Raw genomic sequence first — 20216 nt, 5'->3', positions numbered from 1 at the left:
TTCTAGAGAACGGCCATCCCGTACCGCCGCCGGCCAACCTCTCTCCCCGTTGCCAGGAGCTCGTCAATGTCCGCACCGTCTTCCTCCGCCACCCGCATTGAAAAAGACAGTCTCGGCGATGTGCCGGTACCCGCCGACCATCTCTGGGGGGCGCAGACCGAGCGCTCGCGCCAGAATTTCCGCATCGGCAATGAAAAGATGCCGCCGGCGCTGATTGAAGCGTTCGCCGTCCTCAAACTGTGCGCCGCGCGTGCCAACCGCGAGCTGGGCGTGCTCTCGCAGGAACTGGCCGGCGCCATCGAGCATGCGGCCAGCGAAGTGATCGAAGGCCGCTGGCCCGACGAGTTCCCGCTGTCGGTCTGGCAGACCGGTTCCGGCACCCAGACCAACATGAACCTCAACGAGGTCATCGCCAACCGTGCCATTCAATTGCTGGGCGGCCAGGTGGGCAGCAAGAAGCCGGTGCACCCGAACGACCACGTCAACGCGAGCCAGTCGTCCAACGACAGCTTCCCGACCGCCATGCACATCGCCGCCACGCGGGCGATCCAGCAGAAGTTGCTGCCGGCGCTGGAACTGCTTCAGCAGACCTTCTCGCGCAAGGTGGACGCGTTTGCCGACATCGTCAAGGTCGGCCGCACCCACTTGCAGGATGCTGTGCCCCTGACCCTCGGCCAGGAGTTCTCGGGCTATATGACGCAGGTAGCCGACGCGCAGTCGCGGCTGCAGCAGTCCATGCTGCGCGCCATGCCCGTCGCGCAGGGCGGCACGGCCGTGGGCACCGGCCTGAACGCGCCGCCCGGGTTCGCCGCCGCGTTCGCGCGCGCGCTGGCCGACTACACAGGCCTGCCGTTCGAGCCGGCACCGAACCGCTATGCCTTGCAGGCCGCCCACGATGCGCTGGCGGACCTGTCCGGCGCGCTCAATACGACGGCCTCATCATTCCTGAAGATCGCGCGCGACTTCATGCTGCTTGGATCCGGCCCGCGCGCGGGCTTTGCCGAACTGCAGCTGCCGGCCAACGAGCCGGGCTCGTCGATCATGCCGGGCAAGGTCAATCCCACGCAGGCCGAAGCGCTGGCGATGGTGTGCTGCCGCGTGATCGGCAATCACACCACGGTGACACTGGCCAATGCGCTGGGCACGCTCGAACTCAATGCGTACAAGCCGGTGATCGTCTACAGCCTGCTGCAGTCGGTGACCCTGCTTGCCGATGCGGCATCGAGCTTCGCCGAACACATGGTCGAAGGCGTGGAAGCGGATCGCGAGCGCATTGCCGAACTGCTCGAACGCTCGCTGATGCCGGTGACCGCGCTCAATCCGCATATCGGCTACGACAAGGCCGCCGAGATCGCCAAGCTGGCGGTCAAGCGCAACCTGTCGCTACGCGAGGCGGCGATTGCGTCGGGACACGTGACGGAGGAGGAGTTTGCCTTGTGGATTGACCTGAAGGGGATGACCAAGGAAGTGTAGTAACAAGCTAGCCGGGGCTCGACCGTCGCCCCGGCCAATCAGCGCGACCTGCTGTCCGCGGGGAACATCGAATTGGCTGCCAACCTCGCCCGATCCTGGCTGACCTACAGCGCCCCCGCCGCTGCAGCGCGCGCTGCCGGCCGTCCCCTTGTCGCGCTGGAATCGACCATCATCGCGCACGGCATGCCCTACCCCGAAAACGTGCGCACGGCGCGCGAGGTGGAAACCGTGATCCGCGACCTGGGTGCCGAGCCCGCGACGATCGCGCTGATCGACAGGCGCATCCGCATCGGGCTGTCCGAGGATGAACTCGAACGGCTCGGCCGTTCCGGCGAAGCGCATAAAGTCAGCCGCCGCGACCTGCCCGCCGTGCTGGCCAGCGGCGCACTCGGCGCGACCACGGTGGCCGGCACGATGATCTGCGCGGCGCTGGCCGGCATCGAGGTCTTTGTCACCGGCGGTATCGGCGGCGTGCACCGCGGCGCGCAGGAGACCTTCGATATCTCGGCTGACCTGCAGGAACTGGCGCGGACCTCGGTAGCGGTGGTGTGCGCGGGCGCCAAGTCGATCCTGGATATCGGGCTGACGCTGGAATACCTGGAAACCCATGGCGTGCCCGTGCTCAGTTGCGAACAGGACAATTTCGCGGCGTTCTACACGCGCGATAGCGGCTTTCGGGCGGACTACAGGCTGGATGATGCCGCTGACCAGGCACGCTTCATCCGCACAAAATGGGATCTCGGGCTCGCGGGCGGCGTGGTACTAAGCACGCCGGTGCCGGTAGCGGCTGCGATGCCATCAGAGGAGATCGATGCGCTGACACAGCAGGCGCTCGCCGAGGCGCAGGCCCAAGGGATCACGGGCAAGGCCGTGACCCCGTTCCTGCTGGCACGGATCAAGGCACTGACAGGCGGGCGCAGCCTGGCAACCAATATCGCGCTGGTGAAACACAACGCCGAAGTTGGCGCCCGGCTTGCGGTAGCGCTGGCCAAAGCAGGACGTGGCGCCCCGCCAATCTATTGAGCTTTCCCTATTTCACGACAACATCAAAGCAACCACCGTCATTCCCGCGAAGGCGGGAATCCAGCGTCTTACAAGTCCCCCGAAGGGGGACAAAAAGTCACTGGGTCCCCGCCTGCGCGGGGACGACGAATATTTTGCGTTGTCATGAATTCTGGAAACATCAATAGGTACGACGACTACGGCCCGCCGCGCCATATCCACGCTCGCGGGCCGAAGACTGCACTTCAATCCTCCGCCTTCTCCGGCGGCAGCGCCTTGCCCAGCAGCTTGCCGAGCAATCCGGTCTTGCCGGCGGCCTGCTGGCCCTTCGTCTTCGGCAGGGAGCCGCCGCGGTTGGCGCCCGCCTGCTTCATGCTGTTGGCAATCTTCAGGCCCTTGTTTTTTTCCAGGTCGGTTTTCTTCACGGACATCATCCCAGGAGTCGAGCCCCGCATTGTACGCAGGGCGCCAGCCAGCGGGGCAAAGCTGGCTGTTGCGCCCTACTTGCCGAACTCGCTGAATTTCAGCGCCAGGAACTCCACGAAGAGCCGGATGCGCGACGACAACTGGTGGCGCTGCTGGTACACGGCATAGATATTCGCCTCCGGGGTGGCGTACTGGGGCAGCACCTGCACCAGCCGGCCGCTGCGCAGGTAGCGCTCGATATCCCATTCCGCGCGCATCACGATGCCGTGCCCTTCGAGCGCCCAGTTCACCGCGATCTCCCCGTCATTGGTCGTGAGGTTGCCGCGCACATGAATCGACTCCGTGCGTGTCTTCCCGCCCTTGACCGGCGTCAGGCGCCATACGCCATAGGCATCGCTGCCCTGCCGGATGCCGATGCAGTTGTGGCGCAGCAGGTCCGACGGCGTCTGCGGCACGCCATGCTCGCGCAGGTACTTCGGCGATGCGCAAAGCAGGCGCCGGTTGGGCGCCAGCAGCTTGGCAACGATGCGGGCATCGGGCGGCTCGCCGAAGCGCACGCACACATCGAAGGCGTCGTCGGTCAGCGGCGGCGGATCAGCCGATAGCTGGAGCTGCACGTCGACGTCCGGATACTTGCAGCTGTACTCGGCAATCACCGGCGCCACGTGCATGCGGCCGAAGCCGAGCGTGGCATTGACGCGCAGCAGACCGCTGGGCCGGCCCTTGGCGCTGGTCAGCAGTTGCTGCAGGTCATCGATCTCGCCGAGGATCCGCCGCGCATGCTCCAGGAACACCTCTCCTTCCGGCGTCAGGCTCATGCGGCGCGTGGTCCGCGTCACCAGCGGCATGCCGATGCGCGACTCCATCTGCGCGAGCCGCTTGCTGACCGCCGCTGTGGTGATGCCCAGGTCGCGCGCAGCGGCGCTCAGGCTGCCTGCCGTCGCCACCGAGGCGAAGAAGCCCAGTTCGGACGGCTGGATACCGCTCGACGCGCCCATCTCGTTGTTAACTTCAGGTTAATAATGGTTTAACTCTAGCGCCGATCCAAAACCTCGTCTACCGGACAGAATCCACTTCACTCAAACCTCACTCAATTCAGCGGCGACCCCGACAGGATACGAAAGATGAAGACGTACAAGATCGCGACGATTCCGGGCGATGGCATTGGCAAGGAGGTGGTGCCCGCCGGGCGCGAGGTGATGGAAGCGCTGGCCGCCGCGGGCGCGAGCTTCCGCTTCGAGTTCGAGAACTTCGGCTGGGGCGGCGACTACTACCGCCAGCACGGCGTGATGATGCCGGCGGATGGCCTGGACGCGCTGCGCGGCAAGGACGCGATCCTGTTCGGCTCGGCCGGCGACAACCAGATTCCCGACCACATCACGCTCTGGGGCCTGCGCCTGAAGATCTGCCAGGGCTTCGACCAGTACGCCAATGTGCGTCCGACGCGCATCCTGCCCGGCGTCGACGCGCCGCTCAAGCGCTGCGCGCCCGAGGACCTGGACTGGGTCATCGTGCGCGAGAACTCCGAAGGCGAATACTCCGGCGTCGGCGGCCGCGTCCACCAGGGCCATCCGATCGAAGCCGCGACCGACGTGTCGATGATGACCCGTGTTGGCGTCGAGCGCATCCTGCGCTTTGCGTTCAGGCTGGCGCAATCGCGTCCGCGCAAGCTGCTGACGGTCATCACCAAGTCCAACGCGCAGCGCCACGCCATGGTGATGTGGGACGAAGTGGCCGTGCAGGTGGCGAAGGAATTCCCGGACGTCACCTGGGACAAGGAACTCGTCGATGCCGCGACCGCGCGCATGGTCAACCGTCCGAAGTCGCTCGACACCATCGTCGCCACCAACCTGCACGCCGACATCCTGAGCGACCTGGCCGCCGCGCTCGCGGGCAGCCTCGGCATCGCGCCGACCGGCAATATCGACCCGGAGCGCCGCTACCCGTCCATGTTCGAGCCGATCCACGGCTCTGCCTTCGACATCATGGGAAAGGGCCTGGCCAATCCCGTCGGCACGTTCTGGTCCGTCGTCATGTTGCTGGAACACCTTGGCGAGCGAGCCGCCGCACAGCGCCTGATGGCAGCCATCGAAGCCGTCACCGCAAACCCCGCGCTGCACACCGGCGACCTCGGCGGCAAGGCCCGTACGGCCGATGTGACCAAGGCTGTCTGCGATTACTTGGCCGCGAGCCAGCAGGCCAGGGCGGCCTGAGCATTACCGTGCCCGGCGATGACCCGATCGACATCGCCTCCGGCCCGACGGTGGCCGACTCCACTACGCGTGCCGACGCACTCGACATCATCCGGCGCTATGGCATCGACGTGCCGCGCCACGTGCTCGACGCGCTTGCCTCCGAGGCGGCAGAGACCATCAAGCCCGGCGATGCGCGTCTGCCGCGCATACCCATCAAACAGGAGACAGCCAATGCGCACTTCCCTTGCCTTGCGGAACATTCTTCGCCTTTCGGTGCTGGCGGCCGGGTTCGCCGCGTCCCCGGCCGCGCTACCCCAGGAATGGCCCGCGCGGCCGATCAGCCTGGTGGTGCCATTTCCGTCCGGCGGCACGACGGACGTGCTGGCGCGCGCGCTCGGGGACCAGTTGTCGAAGAACCTTGGGCAGCCTGTCATCGTCGAGAACCGGCCCGGCGCCGGCGCGACGGTTGGCGCGGACTACGTGGCCAAGGCGAAGCCGGACGGCTACACGCTGCTGATGGGCGCGGTGCACCACACCATCGCGACCAGCGTCTACAGGAAGCTGCCCTACAGTTTCCAGAAGGACCTGGCACCGGTTGCAACGGTCGCGATGGTGCCCAACGTGCTTGTCATCAACGCCGCCAAAACGCCGGCGAAGAACGTCGCGGAACTGGTCGCACTGGCGAAGAAATCGCCCATGGAATTCGCGTATGGCTCCAACGGCAATGGCACGGCACAGCACCTGATCGGCACTCAGTTCCAGGCGGCGACGGGCGCGTCGCTGCTGCACGTGCCATACAAGGGCAGCGGCCCGCTGACGACTGACCTGCTGGGCGGACAGGTCACCATGTCGTTTGATACGCTGACCACGGTGCTGCCCCATATCAAGGCCGGCAAGCTCAGAGCCCTGGCAGTGACGACGGCAGAGCGGTCCAGCGCGCTGCCCGAGGTACCGACGCTCGAAGAATCGGGCCTGAAGGGCTTTGATATCGGCACGTGGTTCGGTGTGCTGGCGCCTGCGGCCACGCCCAAGCCGATCGTGTCCAGGCTCAGCGCCGAGATCGTGAAGATCGTGAAGTCGCAGGACTTCCAGCAGCGCATGCTGGCCGCCGGTGCGGAACCCATGGCGAACACGGCCGACGAATTCGCGAAGCGCATCAACGATGAAACCGTCAAGTTCGCGAAGCTGGTGAAGGACGGGAAGGTGACGATCGAGTAGTCACCTTTCCTTCCGCGATCAGTCGCTGGCAGTGAAGCCCGAAGCCGCCACCATGGGCTTCCACTGCGCACGCTGGTCGTTGATCATCTTGCGCAGGGCTGCACCCGGCTGGCGGATTCAGGATGCCACGCCGAATCAGCGCGATCAGCACGCAACAGACCCTAGCCAAACACCGCCGCATACACCTGGCTGACCCAGTCGACAAAAACCCGCACCCGCGGCGACAGCTGCCGGTGATACGGGTAGAGCACGGACACCGGCAGGTCCGGGCACGGCCAGTCGGCCAGCACCTGCACCAGCCGGCCCGAATCCAGGTAGGGCTGCACGCGGAAGCGCGGCACCTGGATCATGCCGCACCCGGATAACGCACACACGGTGTAGTTCTCGGCGTCGTTGACCGATACTTCGCTGTCCAGCTTGTACTCGGCGACTGCGCCACCCACCGTCAGCGTGAGCGGGTAGCGCACATCGTGGCTCGCCGAGAAGAAGCCAACGGCCTGGTGCGCGACGAGCTCGTCCGGACGGCGCGGCGTGCCGAAGCGCGCCAGGTAATCCGGGCTGGCACAGATCACTTCAGGCATCAGCGCAAGGCGCTTCACCACCAGCGAGGAATCGCGCGGTTGTCCGGCACGCACCACGCAGTCGATGCCTTCGCGCACGAGGTCGACGAGCCGGTCCCCGGTACTGATCACGAGCTCGACCTGCGGATAGCGCTGCCGGAACTGCGCGATGCGCGGCAGGATGATCTCGCGCGCATGCACGCCATGCAGGTCCAGCCGCAGCGTGCCACGCGGATTGGCCGTGGATGTGCTCAGTGCCGCCTCGGCATCTTCAAGTTCGGTCAGGATGCGGCGGCAGCGCTCATAGAACGCCTGCCCATCGGCCGTCGGCCGTACCTGGCGCGTCGTGCGCTCCAGCAGGCGCGCGCCCAGTGAGGCTTCCATCTCCTTGATCGCATGCGTGGCCGTCGCCCGCGGGATATCCAGCGCGCCGGCGGCGCGCGTGAAGCTGCCCAGTTCGACGATGCGGGTGAACAGGCGCAGCGTGTCGAGTCGATCCATGGAGAGTATTTATCCGCACAAATGGCCGTCATCCAGCCAGATTGTTGGCCGTGCTTGGAAAATCCTTTCGATTTGCCAGCATTTATCCAGCCAGCATCAACGTTCATGATAACTCCATCGAAACCGCGCCGGGACATGCCCCGGGCCTCAACGGAGAGCCATCATGGAACCAACCATTTCCACCACGACCCGCAAGGCGGCCATCGTCACCGGCGCTTCGCGTGGCATCGGGCGCGCCATTGCGCTGCGCCTGGCCGCCGACGGCTTTGACGTGGCGGTCGGCTATGCCGGCAATACGGCCCAGGCGGAGGCCACCGTCGCCGCCATCCGCGATGCCGGCGGCAATGCCATCGCCGCGCAGGCCGACGTGGCACGGCCCGAAGACGTGACCCGCATGTTCGATGCCGCGCAGGCAGCCTTCGGCCGCATCGACACCGTGGTCAACAGCGCAGGCGTGCTGCCCATGGCGAACATCTCGATGGAAAACCTGGAAGCGTTCGACCGCGTGATTGCCACCAACCTGCGCGGCACGTTCCTGGTGCTGTCGCAGGCGGCGAGCCGCCTCGGTGCCGGCGGGCGCATCATCGCGCTGTCGACCAGCGTGATTGCGCGCTCATTCGCGGGCTACGGACCGTACATTGCCTCCAAGGCCGGCGTGGAAGGACTGGTGCGCGTGCTGGCCAACGAGCTGCGCGGCCGCGATATCACGGTGAACGCCGTGGCGCCCGGCCCGGTGGCGACGGAGTTGTTTATGGCAGGCAAGAGCCCGGCGCAGGTCGAGCAGATGGCCAGGCTGCCGCCGCTGGAACGGCTGGGTACGCCAGAGGATATTGCCGCCGTGGTGTCGTTCCTCGCGGGGCCTGATGGGGGGTGGGTGAATGCACAGGTGTTGCGGGCCAATGGGGGGTTCGCGTGACGATTGCCGGCATCGTGGCTATCCGCTACTCACACCGCTCGCGCGACAACGACTCCCGCGTATAGCCATGCCGCACACGCAACTGATGCTCAACCGCATCGACCTGGTCCAGGCAGGCGAACATCAGGTCGTCCTTGACGCGCTGCGACACGCCCTTGATCCGCGGCGCTTCATAGGAGATGCGGCGCGCGCGGCAGCGCAGGAACAGCAGGGTCTCGGTACTCGCAGCGGCGAGCTGCTCCTGGTCGATGCGCCTGCATTCGACCAGGTCCTGCGCCCACGACGGCTCGATTGCCGCGAGCAGCATCAGGTACAGGCATGTGCGCAGGGAACTGGACATCGGCATATGAGTTGGGGACCCTCAGGGACTCATCATTGTCCACCGGTACGCGCGTTTCAAGCCGGCCGGCGGCGGGTGCCGCCGGCTGCGCGTGGCAGTATACGGGTACGGATGCTGCCGTCGGCAGCCCGCGCCCTGAACTGCCTGTTCCCCACCCATGGATCTCAACGCCCTGCGCCTGTTCGTCGACATTGTCGATGCCGGCAACCTCAGCGCCGCCGCGCGCAAGCTCAAGATGACGCGGGCCAACGTCAGCTACCACCTGAAGGCGCTGGAAGAAGAGCTTGGCGTGCAGCTGCTGCGCCGAACCACGCGCCACGTGGAGCCCACGCCCGTCGGTGCCGGGCTCTACGAGCACGGACGCAATATCCTGGGCGAGGTGGCGGCGGCCAATGCGCTCATCAGCAATATGGGCAAGAGCCTGCAGGGCCACGTGCGGCTGTCGGTGCCGACGGGCCTCGGACATACGATGCTTTCGCCGCTGCTGGTGCAGTTCAAGCAGCGCTACCCCGATATCAAGCTCGATGTGGTCTTCGACAACCGCGTCCACAACCTGGTGTCGGAAGACGTGGACGTGGCCCTGCGCATCATTTCCACGCCGCCCGATTCGGTGGTGGCGACGGAGATCGGCGAAGTCGACTGGGTCGTCTGCGGCGCACCGGCCTACCTGGCCGCGCACCCGGCGCCCCGCGTCCTGGCGGAACTCGACGGGCACGCAGTGGTGTGCGCGTCGCCGGTCGGCCAGAAGCTCAAGGTGTCCGGCACGCCACCGCACGGCACCGCCGCGCGCGAGCAGGTGGTGCTCGAACCCTCGCTGAGCTCCGAGAACTTCGGGTTCCTGAAGGAGGCCGTGATGGCCGGGCTCGGCATCGGCATCTTCCCGATCTACGCCATCGGCGCCGAACTGGCCAGCGGCACGCTGACGCCGCTGCTGGACGGCTACCGCATCAGCGTGTTCGGCAGCCGGCTCTATATGCTGACCATGCCCAACCGCTACCAGACGCTGGCCACGCGCTGCCTGCTGACCTTCCTGAAGACGGAGCTCCAGGCCGTGTGGCCGCGGCTGCACGATACGCCCGCGCCGCGCCAGAGCTGACACCACGGTCTATAGTAGGTACACAAGGAAAACCCTTGATCCCGGCCGGTGCCCCGGGGGGGTGCCGGCCTTCGTATCCAGAGGAGCAATCATGGCCCTGGCAAGCACGCTGGCGACCTGCATGAGCAGGAAGAATACGCAGTACGACCTCATCCACCACCCCTACACCCTCAGCAGCATGGCCACTGCAGAGGCTGCGCACGTACCCGGAGACCGCCTGGCCAAGACCCTGTTGCTGGAAGACGAGAACGGCTATGTCGCCGCCGTAATCCCGTCCAGCCATCACCTGCACATGGCCGCGCTCTGCGAGCAGACCGGCCGCAAGCTGGTGCTCGCGCATGAAGACGAGATCCGCGAGGTCTTCAAGGACTGCGACCTCGGTGCGATCCCGCCCGTGGCCATGGCGTATGGCATGCAGACCTATGTCGACGACAGCCTGATGAAACAGCCCGACGTCTACTTCGAAGCGGGCGACCACCAGGAACTGGTGCATATGAGCATGGACCAGTTCTCGAACCTGATGTCGGATGCCGAACAGGGGCATTTTTCGCGGCGCATGATGTAGCCGCGACTATCGCAAACGGGCAACGGCCGGCCATGCGCCGGCCGTGGTCATTTGGCGCTGCAGTCGAGCGTATACCGGCCGACCACCGCATTGCCTTCGCGCAGCGTCAGGCCCACTTCGCACTTGCCGCCCGGCACGGGCGTCACCGCCATTGATGACACCTGGCTGGGCTGGTTCTGCTTCACGTGCACGGTGCCGCTCTGCGCGACGGCCGATGTGCTGCCCTGCCCGCTGTTGCGCAGCCGGATGTCGTACTGCAGTTCAACCTCCCGCGCCGCGCTGACATAGGCGGCGATCGTCGTCACACCGTTGGCGGGGTGCGATTCCAGCCAGGCCTGCAGGTTGATGTCGGCTTGCATATCGGTCTCCGTGTGGTGCGCGGTGTGCGGCTGCCGCGTTCAGTCATTGCCAATGGCGTTGTGCTCGCCTTCCGAGGCGTCCGGCAGTGCATGCGCGCTGTCGTCCTTGAGCGCCACGCCGGAACAGCCGAGCGCGGCCGCGCCACGCAGCAGGAACACCAGCCGGTCTGCCGCCTGCGCATAGGACAGTCCTTCGGGCTGCACATTGGAGATGCAGTTGCGCTCTGCATCCGTGCGGCCGACACGCGGCGCATAGGTCAGGTAAATGCCCAGGCTGTCGGGCGAACTCAGCCCCGGCCGCTCGCCGATCAGCATCACCACCTGGCGGGCATCCAGCAACTCACCCACCTCGTCGCCAAGCGCCACGCGCGATTGTTCCGCGACCACCACCGGCGCCATGGCCCAGCCCTCCGGCAATCGCTCGCGCACGGCGCAAAGCAGTGGCACGCCATGGCTCTGCGCAGCCAGCGCGGACAGGCCGTCGGCAATCACGATGACCACATCGGGTGCCGCATCCGGACGTGCCCTGGCCAGCCGCGCGCGGCTGGGCTCATCGAGCCTGCGGCCCAGGTCCGGACGTCGCAGGTAATGCTCGCGGTCGGGTGCCGCACTGTGAACAGGCAAGGTGGCAAAGCCGGCGCGGTCGAGCGCGGATGCGACGGCCGCACAGTCCAGTGGCAGGTGCACCGCGTCGCGCGCCTGCGCATGGGCCAGTCCGAATGCCAGCACCGTGTCGGTCGTCTGGCTGTGCCCGGCGCGCCCCAGCGCAATGCGCGCGCGCGTGAACTGGCGCAACTGCTGCCAGGGGTTCTGCTGGGTGACAGTGGCCGGTGGCTTTGTCATGGCAATGATCCTGTCAGCAGCTACAGCGTATGCGCCAGTTCGAGCAACGGCTGCCGTTCCGCGGGCTCCAGCAGGCGTCCACTGCCATCGGCAATGCCCATGCGCTGCAGCCAGGCTTCGAACTCGGGTGCCGGGCGCAGGCCGAGTACCTCGCGCAGGTACAGCGCGTCGTGGAATGAGGTGCTCTGGTAGTTCAGCATGATGTCGTCGGCCCCCGGCACGCCCATGATGAAGTTGATGCCGGCCACGCCGAACAGCGTCAGCAGCGTGTCCATGTCGTCCTGGTCGGCTTCGGCATGGTTGGTGTAGCAGACGTCGCAGCCCATCGGCACGCCCAGCAGCTTGCCGCAGAAATGGTCCTCCAGCCCGGCACGGATGATCTGCTTGCCGTCGTACAGGTACTCCGGCCCGATGAAGCCTACCACCGTGTTGACGAGCAGCGGCGAGAACCGGCGCGCCACCGCATAGGCACGCGCTTCCATGGTCTGCTGGTCCACGCCGTGGTGCGCGTTGGCGGACAACGCACTGCCCTGCCCGGTCTCGAAATACATCACGTTGCTGCCCACCGTGCCGCGCGCCAGCGCCTGCGCGGCGTCATGCGCCTCTGCCAGCAGCGACAGGCTGATGCCAAACGCGGCATTGGCGCGCTCGCTGCCCGCCACCGACTGGAACACCAGGTCCACCGGCGCGCCCTGCTCCATCGCGCGCAGCGTGTTGGTGACATGCGTGAGCACGCAGGACTGCGTGGGAATGTCAAAGCGGCAGCGCAGATCGTCGATCATGCGCAGCAGGGACACGATCGCGCCCAGGTTGTCCGACGCCGGATTGACGCCGATGGTCGCATCGCCGCAGCCATACATCAGCCCGTCGATGATCGATGCCGCGATGCCCTTGGGATCGTCGGTCGGATGGTTGGGCTGCAACCGCACCGACAGCCGGCCGGCCAGGCCCACCGTGCTGCGAAAGCGCGTCACCACGCGGCACTTGCGCGCCACGGCGACAAGGTCCTGGTTGCGCATCAGCTTGCTCACCGCCGCGGCCATCTCCGGCGTGATGCTGGGCGCCACGCGCGCGAGCGCGGCGCTGTCGGTCTCATGCAGCAGCAGCCAGTTGCGGAAGTCGCCGACTGTAAGCGCCGCGATTTCCGCAAAGGCACCGGCATCGTGGCTATCGACGATCAGACGAGTCACCTCGTCGTCCTCATACGGAACCAGCGCTTCGGACAGGAACCGCGAAAGCGGCACGGCGGCAAGCGCCATGCGTGCCGCCATGCGCTCCTCCTCGCTCGCGGCGGCAATGCCGGCAAGATAGTCGCCGGAACGGGCAGGACTGGCCTTGGCCAGCAGCATGCGCAGGTCGGCAAAGACGTGGCGGTGCTGGCCGACCGTGTGGGTGAATGCCATGGGTGGGGGCTCCGGGGCAAGAACCACGAGATGGCATGCCGCATGCGCCATCCGGACCGGGCAATATTGTGCCGGTGTCGCTACTATAGTTGGCCCGGCGATATTCGGGGATGGTAGCCGCTGGCCTGCATCAAGGGCAATTCGCGAGGGCGACCTTACCTCTGATCGCGGCCGACGGCGCAACGCCATGTGCAGCAACGAGCTCTGACCTTGAACTGAGTCGCTCCCGGCGTCACGGCATGCCGGCCGGGCATCCTGATTGGCCGTCAAGCAGTTCATCCTTCAGGATGGTCTGCCGAAAATGATGTTTCCACAGCCTGATGCCAAGTTGCCCTGACCTGTCGAGCGACGAGCCGGCAGTCAGGTCCGTGACCAGCGTCGGATGGAGCCCTGCATCAAACAGCGCGAAGCCCGCTGCGAGCACGCATGTATCGGTCTGGATCCCACAGACCAGCACCCGATCCGGGTTCATTTTCTTCAGGTATTCGATGGTGGCAGGCGATGGCGCATAGCCGTGCTTGACGAAGATCTCGTCCGCCTCCACCAGGCACTGATCCACGACAGCGGGGCACCAGCCCAGCTGGCTCTGGAACGGCGTCTGCGTCTCGTCGTGCAACTCGATCGTTGCCACCGACGGCACGTGTCTGGCCAGTTCCCGGATACCGTCGATCAGCCATTCGGGCGGAGAGAACGTGGATTGCACGTCCACGATCAGAAGGACTTGACGCATGTCTTCGCTCCACGGTCCAACAATTCATGTTGATGGTCCCTCAGGCCGGCTGCCTCTCCAGGATCGCACTGCGCACATTCTGCACGTGCGCCGCACCGGCTTTCTCGGCCGCTTCGGGGTCGCCAGCAAGCACGGCCGTGGCGATGCGCCGGTAGTCGTCCAGCCGCATCTGCCGCAACGACGCCAGCCGGTGCTGCGCGTGCACGATCGGCATATGGATGGTCGGGAACAGCCGGCGCAGCTCGCGGTTGTCGCCCATCTCCAGCAGCGTGCGGTAGAAGTGCCGTCTGGTGCTCGAGAAGCTCTCACCATCATGTGACTTCTCGGCCGCGACCAGTCCCTGTACCGAAGCGCGCAACGCCTGTGCCAGTTCGCGGTTGCCGCTCCCCCGCGTTGCCGCGCGCGCGAGCAGGCCGGTCATGCGCTCGGCCACATCGAGGACATCGAGGGTTTCCTGCAGGCTGAGCCGGCGGATGATCGCGCCGCGGTGGCGCGGGAGGTCGACAATGCCCTCGGCGGCGAGCCGCTGCAGCGCTTCGCGCACCGAATTGCGGCCAACGCCGAAATACGTCACCAGGTCGGTTTCCACAAGCCGCTGGCCAGGCACGAAGCCGCCCGCTTCCAGGCCGTTGATGATCCCGAAGAACACCGTGTCGGACGCACTACGATCCGCCGGGGCGGACGCAACGGGCCTATCAACGGGCGTATCGATGGGCACTGCGGAGGAAGGGGAGGTCGATCTTGGCACGGGCGCGATTCTAATGGATTGACCGGGCATCAAGTCTCGGAACCGTTGACATGGGATGAAATCATCCTACAATCTGCCGTTGTCATGCAAGCGGCTGACCGTCGGCCGCAGCCGTCTGGTCAACACACTCTGAGGGAATGGCACTCATGTTCACCCCCTGTCCTACCGAACGAAGCCAGGAAATCGCGGACCGCGTCGAACGCTTCGTGCGCGATGTCGTTGCGCCGTACGAAAGCGATCCGCGCTGCACCGCGCATGGCCCTTCCGCCGAACTGGTCGAGGAACTGCGCGCCAAAGCGCGCGAGGCGGGCATCATGACGCCGCATATCCTTGCCGATGGCAGCCACCTGAACCAACGTGAGACCGCCGCCGTGCTCAAGCGCTCGGGTCTGTCGCCGCTTGGCCCCGTCGCCGTCAACACCATGGCACCCGACGAAGGCAACATGTTCCTGCTTGGCAAGGTGGCGTCCGCCGAACAGAAGGCACGGTTCCTTGCCCCGCTCATCCGTGGCGACGCCCGCTCGGCGTTCTTCATGACCGAGCCCGCCGAAGAAGGCGGCGCGGGGTCGGACCCGTCGATGCTGCGCACCACCGCGGTTCGCGACGGCAATGACTGGGTGCTCAACGGCCGCAAGAAATTCATCACCGGCGCAGAAGGCGCCAAGGTCGGCATCGTGATGGCGCGAACCGGCGACGGCGAGCGCGCGCAGGCCACGATGTTCCTTGTCGACCTGCCCCACCCCGCCATGCGCACCGAGCGCGTGCTCGACACGATCGACAGCTCGATGCCGGGCGGCCATGCGCAGGTCCTGATCGACAACCTGCGCGTGCCGGCCGACCAGGTGCTTGGCGAAGTCAACGAGGGTTTCCGCTACGCGCAGGTCCGGTTATCACCGGCGCGGCTTTCCCACTGCATGCGCTGGTTCGGTACGGTCGCGCGCGCGGACGAGATTGCACGGTCCTACGCCACGACGCGCAAGGCGTTCGGCAAGCTGCTGATCGACCATGAGGGCGTAGGCTTCATGCTTGCCGAAAACCTGATCGACCTGCAGCAGGCTGCACTGATGATCGACTGGTGCGCCGGCGTGCTGGATACGGGCTCGGCGGGCACCACCGAAAGCTCGATGGCCAAGGTTGCCGTCTCCGAAGCGCTGTTCCGCGTGGCGGACCGCTGTGTCCAGATCCTGGGCGGCAATGGCGTGTCGCGCGACACGATCGTCGACCAGGCATTCCGTGAACTGCGCGCGTTCCGGATCTACGACGGCCCGACCGAAGTCCACAAGTGGTCGCTCGCGAAGAAGATCAAGCGCGACACGCTCGGGCCGACGCAACATGGCTGACCGCACCGCAGGCGTTGCGCGCATCGTCCGTTAAGCGTCGGATCATGGCGTCGCGCCCGTCCCCGGTCCAGCGTGCGCTTGCAGTGCTGCGCGCGCTTTCCGACCCGGAAGTGCGCCGCATGAGCGACGTGGCGCGCGCCACCGGTCTCGACCCTGCCACGACGTCACGCATGCTCGACATGCTCGTCCAGGAAGGATTCGCCACGCGCGATGACAAGCGGCGTTACGGCATTGGCCCCGAAGTGTTCCAGCTGGCCGACGTGGGGCAGCGCCGGGTGGAACTGCGCCAGCTTGCCCATCCGGCCCTGCAGCGGCTTCAGGAGACGTTTGAAGACACGGCCGTGCTGACGGAGGCGAGCCGCGGCGAGGCCGTGTGCTCGGACGTGGTCACAGGCACATTCCCCGTGCATGCAAACTATGTGACGGTCGGCACGCGGCGCCCGCTTGGTGTCGGCGCGGGGAGCCTGGCGGTGCTCGCGTGGCTGCCTCCGCCCGAGCGCACGCGGCGCCTGCAGCAGACGGCGCGCAAGCTCGCGAACTATCCGCGGCTCGACGCACCGTCGATTGCCGCCGAGGCAGACGCGGCACGCGCGCGCGGCTACGTGCTGTTCCTGGACTGGGTGGTGGAAGGCATGGGTGGCATTGCCGTGCCGATTCTCGACTACGACGGCCGGCCTATCGGCGCGCTCAGCGTGGCGGCGTTGAGCGCCCGCATCCGCAGCCGGGAAGCCGCCATCGCGCGTCAGCTCCGGCAGGAAGCGCGCCGCATCACCGGCGCCTGGACACGCGTGGTGGTGCCCGCAGGCGGTGCTCAGTGTGCCGGCCCGCGCAGCAGCGGCGCAAGCGTGTCCGGGATTTCCACCTCGAAGCGCAGCACGGCACTGGCCAGGGCCTTGCCGTAGTTGTCGATCGCCAGGCTGCGCGACACGCCGCCGCCGAGCGCGCCCTCGGCAACAAAGTTGAGGACCTGCAGGCCATCCACGTCGTAACGCGTGACCTTTCCCGTAATCAGCGTTCCGTAGTGCGCCTTGAATGCATCAGCGGTGAGCTGCTGCTTGATATGCGGATAGAACTCCGGCGCATAGGCAATGACTGCCGTGTTGGAGGTATTGCCTTTGTCGCCGGAACGGCTGTGTGCAAGGCGGCGCAGCGGTACGCGCATGATGACGTCTCCCGATCGGGTTGGCAGGTCAGGCAGGTGGTCAGACGAACTGCACCTGTGAGCGGATCAGCTCGCGCGGCACCAGCGCCGACCACACGCCGATGATCTCGCGTGTACGGTCCTGGTGCGGCACGCGCTTGCCGGTCGAAGCCAGTCCGCACACCGCCATGCTGTCGATCTCGCGGCCCACCTTGGCCGCTTCCTCACGCGTGCGCGTGCGGGCCGCCACGCGCACCGCGATCTCGTTGGGCTCGCAGGCGGGTTCGGGCGACGCCGCGCCGTGCACGGCATTGACGCCCAGGAAATCGATGCGCAGTTCGTCCGCCCGCAACGCCGCCATGGCGAAGCGCTCCTCGAGAATGCGCTTGGCGAGCCTCGCCTTCTCCAGGCATCCGGGACCGGCATAGAAGAACATGTCTTCGCCGATATGCCCTTCCGTACAGCCAAGCGACACCTTGAGCGTATCGGTGCGCGGCAGTCCGCTCACGCCGCTGATGCGCACGCGGTCGGGGCCCGCCTGTTCCAGTACCGCGGTCGAGAAATCGACAATCACGTCCGGCGTGATGTAACGGCGCGGGTCATGGACTTCGTAGAACATCTGCTCCTTGACGGTCTCCAGGTCGATGCGGCCACCGCTGTCCGGCACTTTCGCGATCACCGCGCTGCCGTCGGCCTCCACCTCGGCGATCGGGAACGCAAGGTTCCACGGCTCGGGCACGTCCTTGTAGCCCGGGTCGCCAAAGTACCCGCCCGTCACCTGGGCGCCGCATTCGAGCAGGTGGCCGATGGCGCTGCCCCGCGCCAGCAGCGCGACGTCCTCCGCCTGCCAGCCGAAATGGTGGATCATCGGCGCCAGGAACAGCGACGGGTCGGCGACGCGCCCCGTGATCACGATCTGGGCTCCGGCGCGCAGCGCCTCGACGATCGGGCCGGCGCCCTCGTAGGGCTCAGCGCTGATCAGCGATTCACGCAGCGTCGACACATGTTCGCCGCTTTCCAGCAACACGAGATCGAGTTCGCAGATGCTGCCCGTGAGATCGGTCGTGGTGACCGCGGCGATCTTCACGCCGGGCAGGCCGAGTTCCTTGCACAGTTCTGCCACACGCCGGGCAGCGCCGAGCGGGTGGATCCAGCCCTGGTTGCTGATGATCCGCGTGCCGTTCGCGATGCAATGGGGCAGCACCGCGCGCATGCGGTCGTCGAGATAGGTGTCGTAGCCGCCAAACGCGGGATCGCGCCGCTTGCGCACCTGCGCGGCCGATACGGTCGCCTCGGCCATGGTCTCGAAGCAGAGGTAGTCGAGCTTGCCAAGACGTGCGGAGCGTTCCGCGGGTTCCACGCGGTCGCCCCACCAGCCCGATCCGGAGCCGATGCGAAGCGTAGTCTTCTGGGTCATGACGTCATGTGTCCTGGTTTGGAGACGGGTTGCGAGCAGAGGCCAGGCGCGTCGGTCATTGCGCCTTGATGCCGGCGGTCTTGATGACGTGCGACCACTTCTCGGTGTCGGCCTTGATCTCCGCCGCAAACGCTGCGGAACCTTCTCCGCCCGGTTCCGCGCCGAGCTGCTCGATGCGCTTGCGCACGTCGGGCATCGCCAGCACCTTGTCGACGGCCTGCTGGATCTGGCGGACGCGCTCCGGCGGCGTGCCTGCCGGTGCCAGCAGGCCAAACCACGAATTGACTTCGTAACCGGGCAGCCCCGATTCGCGCACCGTCGGCACCGAGGGCAACACCGACGCCCGCTTGACGCTGGTCACGGCTAGCGCCTTCACCTTGCCGGCCTGGATCTGCGCGAGCGCGGACGGCAGGTTGTCGAACATCAGGTTGACCTGCCCCGCCAGCAGGTCGGTCATCGCGGGCGCCGCGCCCTTGTAAGGCACGTGCTGCATGCTGATTCCCGCCATCGTGTTCAGCAGTTCCCCCGAGAGGTGAGGAGAACCGCCGGTGCTCGTCGAGGCATAGTTGATCTTCCCTGGTTCGCGTTTGGCGAGTGCAACCAGTTCGCCCACCGAGGTGGCCGGCAGCGTGCTGTTGACGAGCAGCACATTCGGAGAGTTGGCCACCAGTGTCACCGGTGTGAAATCGCGCGCGCTGTCGTACGGCATGCGCGCATAGATGAACTGGTTGGTGACCTGCGTGCCCAGCGTTCCCATCAGCAACGTATAGCCATCAGGCGCGCTGCGTGCGACGGCTTCGGCACCGATATTGCCGCCGGCACCGGGCCGGTTGTCGACCACGACCGACTGCCCCAGCACTTCGCCCGACTTCTGCGCGACCAGCCGCGCGAGGATATCGGTGGTACCGCCTGGCGTGAACGGCACCACGAGCCGGATCGGCCTGGACGGGAATGGTTCCGCCGCGCTCGCCGGCACGGCGAGCACGGCACAGAGAAGCGGCAGGGCCGCCAGCAGGGGCTGACGTGGGAATGCAGTCATCGGCTGTCTCCTGGGCGCGATGTGCGCAGGCGTTGGTTTCATCGAAGGAAACTCTGTGCGCACATGGTAGGAAGCGGCCGGAAACGGCGTCAATCAAAGGGGTGGAATTTTCATTGGCTGAAAATTTTCCTGCGCCGCGAGAGTGTGAGACATTGGAGGAACCCGACAACGGCATCCGTCACATCCGGCAGGCCGGGGTTCCGCAATATGGAATATCGGGATGGCTGGATGGGAGCGCATGCCGTTGCTCGACCTTTCAGGAGACATGATATGACCAGCAAGAACACGATCTGTCTGTGGTACGACGGCGGCGCCCTCGATGCCGCGAACTTCTACGCCGAAACATTCCCGGACAGCGCGGTCCACGCCGTGCACCGCGCGCCAGGCGATTATCCGGACGGCAAGGAGGGCGATGTCCTGACCGTCGAGTTCACTGTCGCCGGCATTCCCTGCCTGGGGCTGAACGGTGGTCCGCACTTCAAGCACACCGAGGCCTTCTCATTCCAGATCGCGACGGACGACCAGGCCGAAACCGACCGCTTGTGGAACGCGATCGTCAGCAATGGCGGCCAGGAAAGCGCATGCGGCTGGTGCAAGGACCGGTGGGGACTGTCCTGGCAGATCACCCCGCGCGCGCTCACCGCGGCCTACACCGACCCCGATCGCGCGGCGGCCAAGCGCGCCTTCGAAGCGATGATGACCATGAAGAAGATCGACATCGCCGCGATCGAGGCAGCCCGTCGGGGACAGAGCCCGTCTTCGAGTTGATCGCGCTGCCCGGCGCGGTGCCGGCCTATCGAACCTGACCGGCTCCAAAGGGGGAATCCTGCGGCCCGCGGAAAAAAATTCCTGGCCGATGTCACACGCGAAGGAGGCTGGCTCGTCATGTCGTCGTAACCCCTCG

General features: G+C 66.2%; 22 protein-coding genes and 1 pseudogene. 11 read left to right on the top strand and 12 right to left on the bottom strand.

Going from position 1 to position 20216, the window contains the following annotated elements; translation table 11 throughout:
- Positions 1–66 precede the first annotated feature (66 nt).
- Positions 67–1473 carry a class II fumarate hydratase gene (gene fumC / locus LDO29_RS17785; protein ID WP_224081107.1) on the top strand — a complete coding sequence of 469 codons (1407 nt, stop codon included), beginning with the start codon at positions 67–69 and terminating at the stop codon, positions 1471–1473.
- Positions 1474–1545: 72 nt separating this feature from the next.
- Positions 1546–2496 carry a pseudouridine-5'-phosphate glycosidase gene (locus tag LDO29_RS17780; protein WP_290369593.1) on the top strand — a complete coding sequence of 317 codons (951 nt, stop codon included), beginning with the start codon at positions 1546–1548 and terminating at the stop codon, positions 2494–2496.
- Between the two features lie 224 nt (positions 2497–2720).
- Here LDO29_RS17780 and LDO29_RS17775 read toward each other — a convergent pair whose 3' ends face one another.
- Positions 2721–2909 (bottom strand): hypothetical protein, encoded by a 189-nt coding sequence (locus LDO29_RS17775; RefSeq protein ID WP_224081106.1) that lies wholly within the window; start codon positions 2907–2909, stop codon positions 2721–2723.
- A 66-nt stretch (positions 2910–2975) separates the two neighbouring features.
- A complete protein-coding gene (locus LDO29_RS17770; protein ID WP_224081105.1) occupies positions 2976–3899 on the bottom strand; it encodes a LysR family transcriptional regulator in 924 nt (307 codons plus the stop codon).
- 126 nt (positions 3900–4025) lie between these two features.
- On the opposite strand from LDO29_RS17770, the gene LDO29_RS17765 reads away from it, so the two are divergent.
- The 3 genes and pseudogenes from LDO29_RS17765 (at position 4026) to LDO29_RS17755 (ending at position 6314) form a co-directional block, all read left to right on the top strand.
- Complete coding sequence (locus LDO29_RS17765) at positions 4026–5114, top strand: tartrate dehydrogenase (RefSeq protein WP_224081104.1); 1089 nt, start codon at positions 4026–4028, stop codon at positions 5112–5114.
- An 8-nt stretch (positions 5115–5122) separates the two neighbouring features.
- A pseudogene (locus LDO29_RS28350) lies at positions 5123–5191 on the top strand (hypothetical protein); the annotation flags it as partial.
- Positions 5192–5327: 136 nt separating this feature from the next.
- Complete coding sequence (locus LDO29_RS17755; protein ID WP_224081103.1) at positions 5328–6314, top strand: tripartite tricarboxylate transporter substrate binding protein; 987 nt, start codon at positions 5328–5330, stop codon at positions 6312–6314.
- Between the two features lie 161 nt (positions 6315–6475).
- Here the strand turns inward: LDO29_RS17755 and LDO29_RS17750 are convergent, their stop codons facing one another.
- A complete protein-coding gene (locus LDO29_RS17750; RefSeq protein ID WP_224081102.1) occupies positions 6476–7375 on the bottom strand; it encodes a LysR family transcriptional regulator in 900 nt (299 codons plus the stop codon).
- Positions 7376–7538: 163 nt separating this feature from the next.
- On the opposite strand from LDO29_RS17750, the gene LDO29_RS17745 reads away from it, so the two are divergent.
- Positions 7539–8291 carry an SDR family oxidoreductase gene (locus LDO29_RS17745; protein ID WP_224081101.1) on the top strand — a complete coding sequence of 251 codons (753 nt, stop codon included), beginning with the start codon at positions 7539–7541 and terminating at the stop codon, positions 8289–8291.
- 25 nt (positions 8292–8316) lie between these two features.
- On the opposite strand, the gene LDO29_RS17740 is transcribed toward LDO29_RS17745, so the two are convergent.
- Positions 8317–8631, bottom strand: coding sequence for a hypothetical protein (locus LDO29_RS17740; RefSeq protein WP_224081100.1), 315 nt, complete (start codon positions 8629–8631; stop codon positions 8317–8319).
- Between the two features lie 157 nt (positions 8632–8788).
- Here LDO29_RS17740 and LDO29_RS17735 point away from each other — a divergent pair, with 157 nt between their 5' ends.
- On the top strand, positions 8789–9727 hold the full coding sequence (locus tag LDO29_RS17735; RefSeq protein ID WP_224081099.1) for a LysR family transcriptional regulator: 939 nt from the start codon (positions 8789–8791) through the stop codon (positions 9725–9727).
- A 91-nt stretch (positions 9728–9818) separates the two neighbouring features.
- On the top strand, positions 9819–10292 hold the full coding sequence (locus LDO29_RS17730) for an aminoacyl-tRNA deacylase (protein WP_224081098.1): 474 nt from the start codon (positions 9819–9821) through the stop codon (positions 10290–10292).
- Between the two features lie 47 nt (positions 10293–10339).
- Here LDO29_RS17730 and csgH read toward each other — a convergent pair whose 3' ends face one another.
- From csgH to LDO29_RS17705, 5 genes are all read right to left on the bottom strand, one after another.
- The gene (gene csgH, locus LDO29_RS17725) at positions 10340–10651 is read right to left on the bottom strand and encodes a curli-like amyloid fiber formation chaperone CsgH (protein ID WP_224081097.1); all 312 of its coding nucleotides are present in this window, start codon (positions 10649–10651) and stop codon (positions 10340–10342) included.
- A gap of 39 nt (positions 10652–10690) precedes the next feature.
- A complete protein-coding gene (gene eutC, locus LDO29_RS17720) occupies positions 10691–11494 on the bottom strand; it encodes an ethanolamine ammonia-lyase subunit EutC (RefSeq protein WP_224081096.1) in 804 nt (267 codons plus the stop codon).
- Positions 11495–11514: 20 nt separating this feature from the next.
- On the bottom strand, positions 11515–12897 hold the full coding sequence (locus tag LDO29_RS17715; protein WP_224081095.1) for an ethanolamine ammonia-lyase subunit EutB: 1383 nt from the start codon (positions 12895–12897) through the stop codon (positions 11515–11517).
- 232 nt (positions 12898–13129) lie between these two features.
- Positions 13130–13627: an isochorismatase family protein gene (locus LDO29_RS17710; RefSeq protein WP_224081094.1), complete on the bottom strand. Its 498-nt coding sequence runs from the start codon at positions 13625–13627 to the stop codon at positions 13130–13132.
- 40 nt (positions 13628–13667) lie between these two features.
- Positions 13668–14276 carry a GntR family transcriptional regulator gene (locus LDO29_RS17705; RefSeq protein ID WP_396022684.1) on the bottom strand — a complete coding sequence of 203 codons (609 nt, stop codon included), beginning with the start codon at positions 14274–14276 and terminating at the stop codon, positions 13668–13670.
- Between the two features lie 245 nt (positions 14277–14521).
- Between LDO29_RS17705 and LDO29_RS17700 the strand changes: the two genes are divergently transcribed.
- On the top strand, positions 14522–15715 hold the full coding sequence (locus LDO29_RS17700; protein WP_224081093.1) for an acyl-CoA dehydrogenase family protein: 1194 nt from the start codon (positions 14522–14524) through the stop codon (positions 15713–15715).
- Positions 15716–15759: 44 nt separating this feature from the next.
- Positions 15760–16617: an IclR family transcriptional regulator gene (locus tag LDO29_RS17695; RefSeq protein ID WP_224081092.1), complete on the top strand. Its 858-nt coding sequence runs from the start codon at positions 15760–15762 to the stop codon at positions 16615–16617.
- Here the strand turns inward: LDO29_RS17695 and LDO29_RS17690 are convergent.
- From LDO29_RS17690 to LDO29_RS17680, 3 genes are read right to left on the bottom strand one after another with little or no spacing between them, the layout of a single operon-like run.
- Positions 16527–16877: an AtuA-related protein gene (locus LDO29_RS17690; RefSeq protein WP_224081091.1), complete on the bottom strand. Its 351-nt coding sequence runs from the start codon at positions 16875–16877 to the stop codon at positions 16527–16529. The genes LDO29_RS17695 and LDO29_RS17690 overlap by 91 nt on opposite strands.
- 40 nt (positions 16878–16917) lie before the next feature.
- The gene (locus tag LDO29_RS17685) at positions 16918–18273 is read right to left on the bottom strand and encodes an acyclic terpene utilization AtuA family protein (protein WP_224081090.1); all 1356 of its coding nucleotides are present in this window, start codon (positions 18271–18273) and stop codon (positions 16918–16920) included.
- 55 nt (positions 18274–18328) lie between these two features.
- Complete coding sequence (locus tag LDO29_RS17680; RefSeq protein WP_224081089.1) at positions 18329–19312, bottom strand: Bug family tripartite tricarboxylate transporter substrate binding protein; 984 nt, start codon at positions 19310–19312, stop codon at positions 18329–18331.
- A 270-nt stretch (positions 19313–19582) separates the two neighbouring features.
- Between LDO29_RS17680 and LDO29_RS17675 the strand changes: the two genes are divergently transcribed.
- On the top strand, positions 19583–20080 hold the full coding sequence (locus LDO29_RS17675; RefSeq protein WP_224081088.1) for a VOC family protein: 498 nt from the start codon (positions 19583–19585) through the stop codon (positions 20078–20080).
- Positions 20081–20216: the final 136 nt, after the last annotated feature.

Origin of the sequence: Cupriavidus laharis (assembly GCF_914271435.1) — a bacterium.
Taxonomy (GTDB): Bacteria; Pseudomonadota; Gammaproteobacteria; order Burkholderiales; family Burkholderiaceae; genus Cupriavidus; species Cupriavidus laharis.
The sequence above is the reverse complement of the archived record's forward strand: the minus strand, read 5'-3'. Positions and strand labels throughout refer to the sequence as shown.